This window comes from Micromonospora sp. NPDC006431, assembly GCF_042870725.1.
GTDB lineage: Bacteria > Actinomycetota > Actinomycetes > Mycobacteriales > Micromonosporaceae > Micromonospora.
The window spans coordinates 70,105-84,698 of the sequence record NZ_JBIAHQ010000006.1; the positions used below are offsets into that span (position 1 = coordinate 70,105).

Consider the following 14,594-nt stretch of genomic DNA (forward strand, 5'->3'; position numbering starts at 1 on the left):
TCCCCGTACCCCGGTTGGGTGCTTCCGCTGTCACAGTAACGATCGCGGGAAGCCAACACACCATTCCCGGACGGGAGTCGTGTTTCCGCTTCCGCCGACCGGACCGGAGCGGGCAGGATCGTTGCGGGACGAGGAGATCGCCGGCCGACGCCAGCCACGGGGAATCGAGCAGCGATGTCGAGATGGACCACCGGCAGTGCCGCGCAGTGGGTCACGGCGGTCACCGCAGAGTACGAACGCACCGGCGACCCGAGCGTCCTGTTCGGAGCGGACCTCTCCCACGAACAGCACGCCCTGGCCGCCGCAGCCGGTGACCGCGGAACCGGACGCCAGGCGGCGCGGGCACTGGCCGGACTCCACTGGAACCGCTACCTCAACCTGCCCGGCCTGGACGGTCTGCGGGAGCGCGGAGCGGCGGTCGAGCAGTTCCGGCGCGGGTGCCGCCGGGACCCGGACCTGGTGCCCGAGCTGATCCGGGACGAGTGCCGGGAGACCGATCGCCCGGGTTCACCGCGACTGTCCGATGTCCTGCTCAGCCAGCAGCAGGCCGACCGGGTCGCGGGGCTCTGGCAGCGGTACCGGGCCGGTTCGGAGAAAGGCCTCCGGATGCTCGTCACGCTGTACCGGGAATGGCTTCGGTCCCTGGCACGGGAGCGCGACGCGTCGGCCGTCCTGATCCGGGCCGCGCTGCTGACCGATCTCTCCGAAGCTTTGGTCACGTTGGCCGAGGCGAGCGGGGACGGGCCGACGTACGACGAGGCGCTGGATGCCGCCACGGAGGCATTGGCAGCCACCTCCGCCCAGGACCCGCACCGGATGCACCGGCTCGCCCGCCGCGGTCGCCTGCTGGAGCTCTACTTCGACCGGGGCGCCGGCCCCAAGGCGCTGCAGCTGGCCGTCGGGGAATACCGCCGGGCGGCGCAGCTCAGTTGGCAGCGGCATCCCACCGACCCGCAGGTGGTGGCACAGCTCGGCGTGGCGTTGTGCCGGCTGCACGAGGTTCCGGAGAAGGCATCGGTCCTGCTCCTGCTGGAGGCGACCGCCGCCTGGCGGGACGCGGTCCACGCCGCCGCGCCGGACCGGCCCGAGGCGGCCTCGGCTCTTGAGCGGCTCAACACGGTCGTCAACCTGCTGGCCCGGGAGATCGGCCCCGAACCGGCCCTCACCGTCGCCACCGCGGCCAACCAACCCGAGGTGATCGACCGGCTCCTGCAGCAGGTCGAGGAAACGGCCGCGCGGATCGCGGTGGACGCCTCAGCACGGGCACTGGCCGAGCGGCACGAGTCGGCCGCCCTGCTGTTCGCCACGGTGCCCGGCTTCCATCCGGCCCGGCCGCAGGCCCTGCTGTCGCTCGGCCGGGCCGAGCTCGATCGCTGGGAACACGGCGGTGAGCTGGACGGCGCCGCGTGGGCGGCAACCTGGGCGCAGGTGGCCCTGGACGCCACCGGGCCCTCGCATCCGCTGTGGCGGGACGCGCTGAACCTGCTGGCGGGTGCCGCCGGCCACGCAGGAGTGCACGGGCGGGACGAGAAAATGGTCGCGGCCGCCGTGTCGGCCGCCCGCGCGGCGCTGGAACTGACCGACGCGCAGCCGGACCTGCGCCCGTTCCAGCTCGTGGTCCTCGCCGACACGCTGGCCGACGCCAGCTGGCTGGCCGGCGACCCGGACCTCCTCGACGAGGCGCTGCGGTACCAGCGGGAGGCGCTCAGCGAAACCTCCACGCAGCACGGGTTGTATCCGCTGCGGCTCATGAAGCTCGCCAACCTGCTGTCCCACCGGGACGTGCTGGCACCCGACGACACGCTCCTCGCCGAAGCCGTGGAGACCAGTCGGCGCGCCGTCGAGGCCCTGCCGGGTCACGACTCCCGCCGGATCGGTTTCCTGTTCAACCACGCGAGCAGCCTGTCCCGGCAGGCCGTCCGCCGGAACGACGAGGCCGGCCTGGCGATGGCCGAGCGCGCCTACCGCGAGGCGCTCGCCCTGCTGCCGCCGGACCACCCCGACCAGCCCCGGATCCTCAGCTCAGTCGCCGAGACGCGGTACCAGCGCTACCTGGTCGGCGGCGATCTCATGGTCCTGGCCGACGCCGTGGAGCTGGCCAGGCAAGCGGTCGAGGAGACCCCGACCGAGCACCACTGGTGGTCGCTGCGGGCCGGGCTGCTGGCCCGGGCGGCCGCCGAGCTGTCGAGATCGAAAGAGCCGGACGCCAACTGGGCGCGGGCCGAGGCCATCGCCACGTACGCCGCGATCGCCGCGTCGCCCAGGGCGGACGCGCAGACCCGGATCGACGCCGAACGCCAGCAGGCCGCGCTGGCCCGTGAGGCCGGCGACCCGGCCGCCCGACTGGCCGCCCTGGAGCGGGCGGTGCGGCGCCTGCCGACCTCGGTCAGCCGGTCGTCAAGCGCCCGCCGTCGGCTCGGAGCCGTCGCCGCACTGGGCGGGCTGGCGGCCGAGGCCGCCGCGGTCGCGATCACGGCTGGGGACGCCGACGGAGCCGTCGAGCTCCTGGAACGCGGCCGTGGCCTGCTGTTCCACGAGGCCCTGGGCATCCGCAGCGGGCGGGCGGAGCTGCGCACCGTCAGCCCCCAACTTGCCACGGAACTCGACCGGGTCGACCGGGAGCTGGCGGAGGCGGACGCCTACACCCACGTCCGGAAGTTCACCATCGAGGTGGAGCGCCGGTCGGCGGCCGGCGACGTGTTGGGCAGCTCGACGACGGAATGGGACCCCCGACCGGTCTGGCAGGCCCGTACCCGGCAGCTCGCCGTCGAACGGGACCGGCTGATCGAGCGGATCCGCGGGCTCCCCGGATTCGCCGACTTCCTGCGTCCACCGTCGATGGCGCGCCTGCGCCAGCGGCTCGCGGGAATGCCGGTCGTCGTGGTCAACACGCACGGCGACCAGGGCGACGCTCTCGTCGTGCCGGCGGACCCGGGGCGACCCGTGCAGGTGATCCGCCTGCCCGAGCTGTCGGAGGCCGCCGTCCAGCGGCACGTCGTCCGGTGGTACGCGGCGCTGTCCGAGGCGACCGACCTGGCGGTGCCGTTCGACCGGCGTGCCTCCGCGCAGGAGCAGCTGCACGGCATCCTGGCCTGGCTCTGGGACGCCGTCACCAGGCCGGTGCTCGACCGGGTCGCTCCCGTGGACGACCCGGCACCCCGGATCTGGTGGTCCCCGGTCGGCGCGCTGGCCCGCCTCCCGCTCCACGCCGCCGGTCACCACCGCGACCCGGGCGGCAGGCGTACCGTCCTCGACCGCACGGTGTCCTCCTACACGCCGACCCTCACCGCCCTGGCGCACGCCGCCGCGGACCGCCCACGGCCACCGGCGACCGCCACGGCCGCCGTCGTCGGCGTACCGACCGCGCGGGACCTGCCGGCGCTGTCCCAGGTACGCGCCGAGGTCGAGCACGTCGCCCGCCTGGTCCCCGGGTCGACCGTGCTCACCGGGACCGAGGTGGCGGCGCGCGCGGTCGAGGAAGCGCTGCGGGCACACCCGATCGCGCACTTCGCCTGTCACGGCGAGGCGGACGCCGGCCTGAGCGCGATGCTGACCGGCGGCCTGCGCCTCGGCGGAGGTGGCACGCTCAGCCCGCACAGGGTCGGCTCATCTCACCTCGAGCGGGCCGAGCTGGCCTTTCTCTCCGCGTGCAGCACCGCCGCGACGCACCCGACGTTCACCGACGAACCGCTGCACCTGGCCGCGGCGTTCCAGCTCGCGGGCTTCCGCGGCGTCATCGGCACGACCTGGCGTACCACGGACAGCGCCCGGATCGCCGAGGCCTTCTACGCCGGACTGACGAACGGCGGCACACGACGCCCGGACACGGCCGAGGCGGCCCGGGTGCTCACCGACACGGTTCGGTCCGTCCGCGACGAATTCCTGGCGACACCGACCCGATGGGCCAGCCACCTCCACGTCGGACTGAACCGGCCACTGTGAACCGTCACGCCGCTCGCCTGTGCCGCTACCCTGGGTACCCCGCCGTGTCCGTGATCGAGGTCGCCCATGAACGAGGTTCCTCCCCGTCACCGGCTCCGGTCCGTCGCCACCACCGTCGCGGTGGCGCTGACCCTGACCCTGGCCGCCGCAGCCGGCTGTGACAACCGCCGGGAACCACCGCTGCCGTCGGTGCTCGACAAGCTGCGTGAGTCGCACATCGACGGCCAACCCCGAATCAAGATCGGGGTGGCCACCACCGAGCCGTTGATGGGCGAGCTGCGCAACGGCACGCACACCGGCTTCGACGTCGAGATCGGCCGCTACATCGCCTCGTCTCTCGGCTTCGAGGGCGACCAGCGGATCGAGTGGGTGGCACTGTCGACCGAGGATCGCATCCCCGCCCTGCAGGCCGGCACGGTGGACCTGGTGGTATCCAGCTTCTCCATCACCGAGGAGCGCAAGAAGCTGGTCAGCTTCGCCGGGCCGTACTTCGTCACCACCCAGGAGGTGATGGTGCCGACGCGGCTCAAGGACCGCATCCGCACCATCGAGGACCTTCGCGAGCCGGGCTACCGGATCTGTACCAGCGGCGGTTCCACCACCGAGGCCGAACTGGAGAAGCACGCGGTCAAGGCGTACGTGGTGAAGGACGTAGGCGACTGCGTCGAGGGCATCCGGAAGGGGCGCTACGACGCGGTCAGCTCCGACGAGACCATCCTCGCCGGCTTCCTCTCCCGGTATCCCACCGAGTTCGAGATCGTCGACATGCCCTTCGGCACCAGCGAACAGCTCGGCATCGGAGTGCCGATCGGCGACCCGGCGCTGCGGGACCTGGTCGCGTTCTTCCTGCACAAGAGCTACCTGGAGGGGCGGAGCGGGATCAGCAGCCCGTGGCTCACCGCGTACAACCGGACGCTGGGGCCGTGGCTGAAGGGCGGCCGGTCGCAGCCGCAGCCCTTGGACGTGCCCAAGCTTGTCGATTTCGATGACAAGGCACCCCGGCGATGAGCGCCCCAGCGGCGACCGTCCCGGCCAAGGCAGGTCCGCTCCCGCCCGTCCCGGCCGGCCACGACCAGGCCGAACGGCGGGCCCGGGCCAGTCAGTCGTTCTGGACGGCCGTGGTCGGTGTCCCGGCGGTGTTCTCCGTGCTCCGGCTGGGCGTCGAGGCCGGCGGGGAACTGCAGACCACCCTGCTGCTCGTCGCCAACGTCGGCACGGTCAACCTGCTCGCCGGCTTCCTCACCACGGCCGCCCGGCTGCTCTCCGCGGGGCTGGTCGCGGTCTTCGCGCTCGGCGCGGTGCTCCGGGTCAGCGTGGACCGGATGCCGCCCGGCGTCCGCCGCCCGCTCTTCGTCCGCTGGGCGGACGTCACCCCGGCCTGGTTCGCGGTGGCCAGCTTCCTGCTGGCCCTGGTCACCTGGCCGCTGCTCTACCTGCCGCTGCTCGTCCCGGCGTTCGCGGCGGCGTTCCAGCTCCACCCGGAGCGGCTGCACGAGCAGGTGGTGCCCCGGGTGCTGCTGCTCTGCGCCGGCTTCACCGGCTATCTGTGGCTGCTCGCGCCGACCCTGCTGGACGCCTGGCAGCAGCGGGAGCTGCTCGCCCTGGTGCTGCTCGTCGTGCCGCCGGTGCTGGCCCTCTTGGTCACCGGGCCGCTGCCGGCGGCGGTGATCCGGCCACTGGCCTCGGTGACCGAGGCGGCGGTGCTGGCCACGCTGGTGTGGGCCGCGCTCCCGGTGATCAGCACCCCGGTGCTGCCGCTCACCGTCACCACGATCGAGTCGGCCCCGGGTGTCAGCGAGGACATCCGCGGCCACGTGGTGACGGTGGACGACGTCAACGTCGTGCTGCTCCAGGAGCGCGGCGGCGTCCGCTACCTGCCGGTCGACCAGGTCCGGGCCCAGGTGCTCTGCCCGAGCGAGGAGGAACTGCCCCGCCGCCAGTTGCGCATCCGCGACTTCCACGTCGAGGACTCGCTGCTGGAGGGGTTGGGCCGGCGGGTCCGCCCGGTGAACCGCATCGACGCCGCCTGCCGGACGGTAGATCGAGGGCCGGTGTAACCCCGCCGGCCCTCGGCCGCCGGGTCAATAGGACTTCTCCTGGCCGAGCACGTGCTGGGCGACGAAGTTGAGGATCATCTCCCGGCTGACCGGGGCGATCCGGCCGGCCCGTACCGCGCCGAGCAGGGTGGCCACCCCGTACTCGGTGGTCATGCCGGCCCCGCCGAGCGCCTGGACGGCGGTGTCCACGGCGAGCGCGGCGGCCTCGCCGGCCGCGTACTTGGCCATGTTGCCGGAGACGCCCGCCTCCAGGTCGCGGCCGGCGTCGTACAGGGTGGCCGCCTTGTAGATCATCAGCCGGGCCAGCTCCACCTGCACGGCGGCGTGCGCGAGCGGGTGGGCGACGCCCTGGTGCGAGCCGATGCTCCGGCCGCCCCACACCTTGCGGGTGGTGGTGTATTCGCTGGCCCGCTCGATCGCGTACCGGCCGGTGCCGGCACCCATCGCGGCCACCGTGATCCGCTCCGGGTTGAGCCCGGAGAAGAGCGCCGGCAGTCCGGCGTCCAGGGACTCGCCGACCAGCGCGTCGGCGGGGAGCCGGACGTCGTCCAGGTAGAGCAGGAACTGGTTCTCCGGAGAGACGATCTCCATGTCCAGCTTGGACGAGGCCAGCCCCGGTGCGTCGGTGGGCACGAGGAACAGCGCGGGCTTGAGTTTTTGCGGAGCCGCCTCCGCCGAACTGGCCGGGCCGTCTCCGACGGCAACCCGGGCGACGACGAGCACATGTCCCGCCTCGTCGACGCCGGAGATGTAGCACTTGCGGCCGGAGAGCAACCAGTCGTCGCCGTCCCGGCGAGCCACCGTGCCGAGGCGGTGGAAGTTCGACCCGGCCTCCGGTTCGGTGATCGCGAAGACGATCTTCTGGGAGCCGTCGGCGAGCCCGGGCAGGTGCCGCTTGCGCTGCGCCTCGGTGCCGTGCCTGGCGATCACGGTGGCGGCGATGGCGGGGGAGACCACGAGCAGCAGCAGCGGGCAGCCGGCCGCGGCCAGCTCCTCGCAGACGATGGCCAGCTCGGTGGTGCCGCCGCCCCCGCCGCCGTACTCGGTGGGGATGTTGACGCCGAGGTAGCCGAGCCGGCCGGCCTCGTGCCACAGCTCGGTGGTGTGCGCGCCGGCCTTGGCCTTCTCGACGAAGTAGCTGTGGCCGTACCGGCGGCCCAGTGTCCGCACGGCGTCGCGGAGCTGTTCCTGCTCGGAGGTGAGGTCGAAGTTCATCGCGCGTCCTCCTCGGGATTGACCACGGCCAGCACGGCCCCGGTGTCGACCTGGCCACCGGGCGGCACCGGCAGTTCGACGACGAGGCCGTCGGCCGGGGCGAGCACGGGGTGTTCGAGCTTCATCGCCTCCAGGGTCAGCAGCAGGTCACCGGCGGCGACCCGCTGGCCGACCTCGACGTGCACCCGGGTCACCGTGCCGGGCAGCGGCGCGAGCAGCGACCCCGCCGCCAGCTCCGCCGTGGGCAGCGGGAGACGCGGCAGCTCGGTGAGGCTCACCGCCCCGTCCGGGCCGTCCACGAAGACCGCCGACGCGACCCGGTGTACGCGGAACACCCGCCGTACCCCGTCGACGTCGAGCAGCACCCGGTCCGGAGCGGCCTCGACCAGGGTCACGGCCGGCGGCACGCCACGGGCCGCCTCGCCGCCCGAGGTGGCGTCCCGGCCCACCGCTGCCGCTTCCAGTCGGGTAGGCGCGGCGCTCGGCGAGGTCGACCACTCGGCGAGCCTCCCGCTGCGGTCCAGCCGGTACCGCACCTCGATCTCGCCGCCGTCCGTCTCCGCATACCGGGTGACCTGTGGGAACGCCGGCACGTTGCGCCAGCCCGAGGGCAGCCCGGCGAGCACGGACGCCGCCGCGCGCCGACCGGCGGCGGAGGCGAGCGCGGCGGCCAGCGCGGCGAGCGGGAGGTGGTCGGCCGGGAGCAGCGGGGCGAGGACCTCCGGGTGCCGCTCCAGGAAGCCAGTGTCGATCTCCACGGCGCCGAACTCCCGGCTGCGCAGCACCCGGACCAGTAGGTCGCGGTTGGTGGCGACGCCGTGCAGCTCGGCCCGGGCCAGCGCGCCGGCCAGGGCCCGGGCGGCCTCGGCGCGGGTGGGCGCCCAGGCGACCAGCTTGGCCAGCATCGAGTCGTAGTGCACGCTCACCGTCGAGGCGTCCGTCACACCGGAGTCCAGCCGCAGCCCCTTCGTCGGGGTGAACTCGCCGGCCACCCCGGGAATCGCGAACCGGTGCAGGGTGCCGGTGGTCGGGCGGAAGCCCTCGCCCGGTTCCTCGGCGCAGAGGCGTACCTCGATCGCGTGGCCGTCGGTCGCCGGGGTCGCCGCCAGTGGCAGCGGCTCGCCCTCGGCGACCAGCAGTTGCAGCCGGACCAGGTCCAGCCCGGTGACCGCCTCGGTGACCGGGTGCTCCACCTGGAGCCGGGTGTTCATCTCCAGGAAGAAGAACTCGCCGGTCGGGGCGAGCAGGAACTCGACCGTGCCCGCGCCGACGTAGTCGACCGCCCGGCCGGCAGCCACCGCCGCCGCGTCCAGTCTTTCGCGCAGCTCGGACGGCACGACGGCGGGGGCCTCCTCGACGATCTTCTGGTGCCGGCGCTGGATCGAGCAGTCCCGTTCGCCGAGGGCCACCACGGTGCCGTGGGTGTCGCCGAAGATCTGCACCTCCACGTGCCGGCCGCGTTCGACGTACCGCTCGATGAAGACCTTGCCGTCGCCGAACGCCGCGGCCGCCTCGCGCCGCGCCGAGGCGACGGCCTCGGCCAGCCCGGCGGCGTCGCGGACCACCCGCATGCCCCGCCCGCCGCCGCCAGCGGCGGCCTTGACCAGCACCGGGAAGCCGGTGACCTGGTCGCCGTCGGTCCAGCTCGGCAGCATCGGCACGCCCGCGTCGGCGAGCAGCGCCTTCGCCGCCAGCTTGTCGCCCATCGCGGCGATCGCCTTGGCCTTCGGCCCGACCCAGGTGAGTCCCGCGTCGGTCACCGCGGCGGCGAACTCGGCGTTCTCGGCGAGGAAACCGTAGCCCGGGTGGACGGCGTCCGCGCCGGCCCGGCGGGCCGCGTCGAGGATCGCCTCGATCCGCAGGTACGTCTCGGCCGGCGCGTGCCCGGGCAGGCGTACGGCCCGGTCGGCCTCGGCGACGAAGGGCGCCCCGGCGTCCGCGTCCGAGTGCACGGCGACCGTCTCGACGCCGAGCGCCCGGCAGGTGGCGAAGATCCGGCGGGCGATCTCGCCTCGGTTGGCCACCAGCAGTCTCCGAATCATCTCGGCCTCACATCCGGAAGACGCCGAAGCCGTCGGCGCCCCGGACCGGCCCGTTGTGGATCGCCGACAGGCAGAGCCCGAGGACGGTACGGGTGTCCCGGGGGTCGATCACCCCGTCGTCGTAGAGCCGGCCGGAGAGGAAGAGCGCCCCGGACTGGGATTCGATCTGCTGCTCCACCATCGCCCGCATCGCGGCGTCGGAGTCCTCGTCGTACTCCCGGCCCCGGGCGGCGGCGGCCTGCCGGGCCACGATGGAGAGCACCCCGGCGAGCTGTGCCGGGCCCATCACCGCCGACTTGGCGTTCGGCCAGGTGAACAGGAACCTCGGCTCGTACGCCCGGCCGCACATGCCGTAGTTGCCGGCACCGTACGAGGCGCCCAGGTTGACGGTCAGGTGCGGCACGGTCGAGTTGGCCACCGCGTTGATCATCAGGGCACCGTGCTTGATGATGCCGCGCTGCTCGTACTCGGTGCCGACCATGTAGCCGGTGGTGTTCTGCAGGAAGACGAGTGGGGTGTCGGTGGCGTTGGCGAGCTGGATGAACTGGGCCGCCTTCTGCGCCTCCTCGCTGAACAGCACGCCGCGGGCGTTGGCGAGCACCCCGACCGGCCACCCGTGCAGCTCGCCCCAGCCGGTGACCAGCGCGCTGCCGTAGCTGGGCTTGAACTCGTCGAACTCGCTGCCGTCGAGCACCCGGGCGAGCACCTCGCGGGGATCGAAGGGCACCTTGAGGTCGGCGCTGGCGAGGCCGAGCAGCTCCTCCGGGTCGTACCTCGGCGGCTGGGGGTACGCGGTGCGCGGCGGCGGGCCCTGCTTGCGCCAGTTGAGCCGGCGTACGCACTGCCGGGCCAGCCGGATGCCGTCCCGCTCGTCCTCGGCGAGGAAGTCGGCCAGGCCCGACCGCGTGGCGTGCATGGCCGCCCCGCCCAACGACTCGTCGTCGGTCACCTCGCCGGTGGCCATCTTCACGAGCGGTGGCCCGGCCAGGTACACCTGGGACCGGTCCCGGATCATGATCGTGTAGTCGGACATTCCCGGGATGTAGGCGCCGCCGGCGGTGGCGTTGCCGAACACCACGCTGACCGTGGGGATCTTCGCCGCGGAGAGCCGGGTCAGGTCGCGGAACACCCGGCCGCCCGGGATGAAGATCTCCGCCTGGGTGGGCAGGTCCGCGCCGGCCGATTCGACCAGGTTGACCATCGGCAGCCGGTTGGCCAGGGCTATCTCGCCGGCCCGCCGGGTCTTGGCCAGCGACCACGGGTTCACCGCGCCGCCGCGTACGGTCGGGTCGTTGGCGACGACCAGGCACTCCACGCCCTCGACCGCCCCGATGCCGGTCACCACGCTGGCGCCGACCGGGAAGTCGGTGCCGTACCCGGCCACCGGCGACAGCTCCAGGAACGGGCTGTCCGGGTCGAGCAGCAGCTCGATCCGCTCCCGGGGCAGCAGCTTGCCGCGTTTGTGGTGCCGGGTCACGTACTTCTCGCCACCGCCGGCCCGAGCCTGGTCGAGCGCGGCCTCCAGCTCGGCGAGGCGGGCCAGCAGGGCCGCCCGGTTGGCCTGGTAGGCCGGCGAGGACGGATCGAGCGAGCTGTCCAGTGTGGTCACCGGGGCTCCTTCGTTCGTGACTGCGGGGCTCGCAGACCCGGCTCACTCCTCGCACTCACAGCCCCATGCCCTTCGCGATGATCTCGTTCATGATCTCGGTGGTGCCGCCGCCGATGCCGAGGATCCGGGCGTCCCGGTAGTGCCGTTCCACCTCGGCGTCGCGCAGGTAGCCGAAGCCGCCGTGCAGTTGCAGCGCCTGGTCGACGACCTGGTCGCACGCCGCGACGGCGACGTTCTTGGCCATCGCCACCTCGGTCACCACCGGCTGCCCGGCGGCGACCCGCTCGGCCACGTCGTGCACGTACGCCCGGGCGGCCTCGGCCCGGGTGTGCATCTCGGCCAGCCGGTGCCGGATCAGTTGCCGGCTGGCCAGCGGCCGGCCGAAGGTGGATCGGTCCCGGCACCAGCGGACGGCCAGTTCGACGCAGCGTTGCGCGATCGCGTACGCCTGGGTGGCCAGGGACAGCCGCTCGGTGGCGAAGTGCTGCATGATCGCGATGAAGCCGGTGTCCTCCGGGCCGACCCGGTTCGCCGCCGGCACCCGGACGTCGGTGAAGGACAGCTCGGCGGTGTCCGAGCAGTGCCAGCCCAGTTTCTCCAGCGGCCGCCCGACCGCGAAGCCGGGCGTGCCCTTCTCGATCACCAGCAGGGAGAGCGGGCCGCCGCCGGGCAGGCCGGTGGACACCGCCGTGGTCACGAAGTCGGCGCGTACCCCGCTGGTGATGTAGGTCTTCGACCCGTTCACCACGTAGTGGTCGCCGTCCCGGCGGGCGGTGGTGCGGATGCCCGCCACGTCGGAGCCGCCGTCCGGTTCGGTGATCGCCAGCGCGCCGATCATCGTCCCCGCGAGGGTGGGCCGGACGTACCGGTCGATCAGGTCCTCGTTCCTGGCCGCGACCATGTGGGGGAGGGCGATCCCGTGCGTGAACAGCGCCGCGACCAGCCCGGACGAGCCGCCCGAACGGATGATCTCCTCGGTGACCACGATCGAGTCGAGCAGGTCGCCGCCGCTGCCCCCGACCTTCTCGGGGAAGCCGATGCCGAGCAGCCCGACCTTCGCAGCGGTTTCGTGCAGCGGCCGGGGCACCTCGCCGGCCCGTTCCCAGTCGTCCAGGTACGGCAGCACCTCCTTGGTCACGAAGGTGCGGGCCAGCTCGCGGAGCTGCCGGCGTTCCGGGGTGTCCACGATGGTCACGGCTGTCCCTCCTCCATGGCCGGCCCACTGGGCAGGTCCGCCGGCAGGTCCACGATCCGGGAGCGGAGCAGTTCGCCGAGCGCCTTGGCCTGCGGGTCGAACCGGGTGGAGGCGGCCACCCCCGGCCCGAGCAGCCCCCGGATCACGAAGTTGACCGCGCGCAGGCTCGGCAGCTCGTACCGCTCGACGGTCAGCGGGGCGGTCTCCGGCAGCAGTTCGGCCAGCCGCTCGACGGTGAGCCAGCCGCGCAGCCAGGTCCAGGTCGCGCCGGTCCGGGCCCAGACGCCCAGGTTGGCGTCCCCACCCTTGTCCCCGGACCGGGCACCCACCAGTTCGCCGAGGGCCGCCCGCCGGGTCGGGCCCGCCGGCCGCCCGTCCCCGAGGGCCGGCCCGGTGGCGGGCGCCGCCGTGGTCCCGTGCGGCGGCGCGGCCTCCGGCGCGGTCGTCGTCCGCGCCGGCGGGGCGATCGGCACGCGTACCCCGTCGGGCAGCACCGCCACGTGCGCGACAGCGTCCTGCCGTATGGTGTCGGCGGTGAACACGCCGTAGGGCGTCGCGTCGCTGGGCACGGTGGTCAGGGTGCAGCCCGGGTAGGAGGCCAGCGCCAGTTCCACCGCCGCCGCCGAGAAGGCCCGTCCGGCCCGCGCCCGGTCGCCGTCCCGCAGGTGTACGTGCAGCAGCGCGCTCGCCGCCTCGGTGTCGGTGGCGTCCGGATGATCGGTACGGGCCAGCACGAACTCCAGCCCCTCCGCGCCGACCGTCTCCTCCACCTGTCCCCGGACCAGGGCCGCCTTGGCCGGGATGTCCAGTCCGCAGAGTACGAACGTCATCGAGTTGCGGAATCCGCCCAGGTTGTTGACGCCCACCTTGAGCGTGTCCGGCGGGAGCGTGCCTCGGACGCCGTGTATCCGTACCCGGTCCGGGCCGTCCGGGCTGAGCCGCACCGTGTCCAGCCGGCTCACCACGTCCGGCCCGAGGTACGCCGGCCCGCCCACCTCGTACAACAGTTGGGCGGTGACCGTCTCGACGGTGACCGCGCCCCCGGTGCCGGGGTGCTTGGTGAGCACCGCGGAGCCGTCCGCGTGGATCTCCGCGATCGGGAAGCCGGGCCGGTGACCGCCGTCGGGCAGCTCGGTGAAGAAGCTGAAGTTGCCGCCGGTGACCTGCGCCCCGCATTCGATCAGGTGCCCGGCGACGGTGGCCCCGGCCAGCGCGTCCAGGTCGTCCCGGGTCCAGCCGAAGCGGGCGATGGCCGGGCCGACCGCCAGCGAGGCGTCGGTGACCCGGCCGGTGACCACGACGTCCGCCCCCGCGTCGAGGCAGGCCGCGATCCCAAACGCCCCCAGGTATGCGTTGGCGGTCAGCGCGTCCGGCCGGGCGAGCGCGTCGCCCTCGACGTACCCGATCCGGACGCGGAGGCCGAGCCGGTCGGCGAGCGCGGCGATCGCGGCGGCCAGGCCGGCCGGGTTGAGCCCGCCGGCGTTGGTCACCAGCCGCACCCCGCGGTCGAGCGCGGTGCCGAGGCAGCCCTCCAGCTGGCGGAGGAAGGTCTTCGCGTAGCCGAGGGCGGGGTCGCGCATCCGGTCCCGGCCGAGGATCAGCATGGTCAGCTCGGCCAGGTAGTCGCCGGTCAGCACGTCCAGCTCGCCGCCGTCGAGCATCTCCCGCCAGGCGGTGAGCCGGTCGCCGTAGAAGCCGGAGGCGTTGCCGACCCGCAGCACCGGGGTCATGCCGTCTCCTTGGCGTGCCCGCTGCCGGCGGCCCGCTTGGCGCCGGGTGGGCCGGCGAACGCCTGCGCCACGTCCAGCCACTCGTCCGCGACCGGCCCGGTGGCGACCAGGGCCAGGTCGGTGCGGTGCCGGCGCTGGGTGACCAGCAGGCAGAAGTCGAGCGCCGGCCCGGTGACCAGGTCGGCCGCGTCCGCCGGCCCGAAGGTCCAGAGCGTGCCGTCGGGCGCCGCCAGCTCCACCCGCACCGGGGCCGCCGGCACCGGGCGGCCGTGCGCGGCAAAGCCGTGCCCGAGGGTACGGAAGCCGAGATGCGCGACGTGCCGCAGGCGAGCGCTCGGCGCACGCTCGACGCCGAGCGCCTCGGCCACGTCCTCGCCGTGCGCCCAGGTCTCCATGATCCGGGCGGTCACCATCGAGGCGGGTGACATCCCGGTGCCGTACCAGGGCAGTTTCTCGCCGGGCGGGGCGGCGGCCAGGGCCGCCGCGAGCGCGGCCCGGCCCTCCCGCCAGCGGGCCAGCAGCTCGGCCGGCGGGGCGAGGAACGCCGCCGCGCCGTCGTCGACCAGGCGGGACGGGTCCGGCGCGGCTGCGACCGAGGCGAAGAACGCGGCGGCGTCGGTCGCGGCGAGGCGGGCCACGTGGTCGGTCCAGGCCAGGTGGGCGATCTGGTGGGCGACCGTCCAGCCCGGCGCCGGTGTGGGCCGCTCCCACTCCACCGGGGGCAGCGGGGCGACGAGGGCGTCGAGCTGCGTGGACTCGGCGGTCAGGTCCGCGAGCAGTGCGGTCAGGTCGACCATGGTGCCT

Annotated in this window: 9 protein-coding genes; 3 read left to right on the forward strand and 6 right to left on the reverse strand. The window is 73.8% G+C overall.

The window, feature by feature from the left end; genetic code table 11:
• Window positions 1-174: 174 nt before the first annotated feature.
• The 3 genes from ACFYM6_RS13560 to ACFYM6_RS13570 all read left to right on the forward strand — a co-directional run bounded on the left by ACFYM6_RS13560 (window position 175) and on the right by ACFYM6_RS13570 (window position 5,999).
• Window positions 175-3,942: a CHAT domain-containing protein gene (locus ACFYM6_RS13560; RefSeq protein ID WP_387275206.1), complete on the forward strand. Its 3,768-nt coding sequence runs from the start codon at window positions 175-177 to the stop codon at window positions 3,940-3,942.
• 66 nt (window positions 3,943-4,008) lie between these two features.
• A complete protein-coding gene (locus ACFYM6_RS13565; protein WP_073837687.1) occupies window positions 4,009-4,950 on the forward strand; it encodes a transporter substrate-binding domain-containing protein in 942 nt (313 codons plus the stop codon).
• Window positions 4,947-5,999, forward strand: a complete 1,053-nt coding sequence (locus ACFYM6_RS13570) for a hypothetical protein (protein WP_387275208.1) — start codon at window positions 4,947-4,949, stop codon at window positions 5,997-5,999. Before ACFYM6_RS13565 ends, ACFYM6_RS13570 begins: the two co-directional genes overlap by 4 nt.
• Window positions 6,000-6,023: 24 nt before the next feature.
• Here the strand turns inward: ACFYM6_RS13570 and ACFYM6_RS13575 are convergent, their stop codons facing one another.
• Genes ACFYM6_RS13575 through ACFYM6_RS13600 form a run of 6 tightly spaced genes read right to left on the reverse strand, consistent with a single transcriptional unit; the run spans window position 6,024 to window position 14,587 of the window.
• Window positions 6,024-7,214 (reverse strand): acyl-CoA dehydrogenase family protein, encoded by a 1,191-nt coding sequence (locus ACFYM6_RS13575; protein WP_387275210.1) that lies wholly within the window; start codon window positions 7,212-7,214, stop codon window positions 6,024-6,026.
• Entirely contained in the window at window positions 7,211-9,256 is a 2,046-nt protein-coding gene (locus tag ACFYM6_RS13580; RefSeq protein WP_387275212.1) for a biotin carboxylase N-terminal domain-containing protein, read from the reverse strand. The genes ACFYM6_RS13575 and ACFYM6_RS13580 overlap by 4 nt, the downstream gene beginning before the upstream one ends.
• Window positions 9,257-9,263: 7 nt before the next feature.
• Window positions 9,264-10,865, reverse strand: a complete 1,602-nt coding sequence (locus ACFYM6_RS13585; protein ID WP_387275214.1) for an acyl-CoA carboxylase subunit beta — start codon at window positions 10,863-10,865, stop codon at window positions 9,264-9,266.
• Between the two features lie 55 nt (window positions 10,866-10,920).
• Entirely contained in the window at window positions 10,921-12,060 is a 1,140-nt protein-coding gene (locus ACFYM6_RS13590; RefSeq protein WP_387275216.1) for an acyl-CoA dehydrogenase family protein, read from the reverse strand.
• A complete protein-coding gene (locus tag ACFYM6_RS13595; protein WP_387275218.1) occupies window positions 12,057-13,790 on the reverse strand; it encodes an acyclic terpene utilization AtuA family protein in 1,734 nt (577 codons plus the stop codon). Before ACFYM6_RS13595 ends, ACFYM6_RS13590 begins: the two co-directional genes overlap by 4 nt.
• Entirely contained in the window at window positions 13,787-14,587 is an 801-nt protein-coding gene (locus ACFYM6_RS13600) for a TIGR03084 family metal-binding protein (protein WP_387275220.1), read from the reverse strand. The genes ACFYM6_RS13595 and ACFYM6_RS13600 overlap by 4 nt, the downstream gene beginning before the upstream one ends.
• Between the last annotated feature and the right edge of the window lie 7 nt (window positions 14,588-14,594).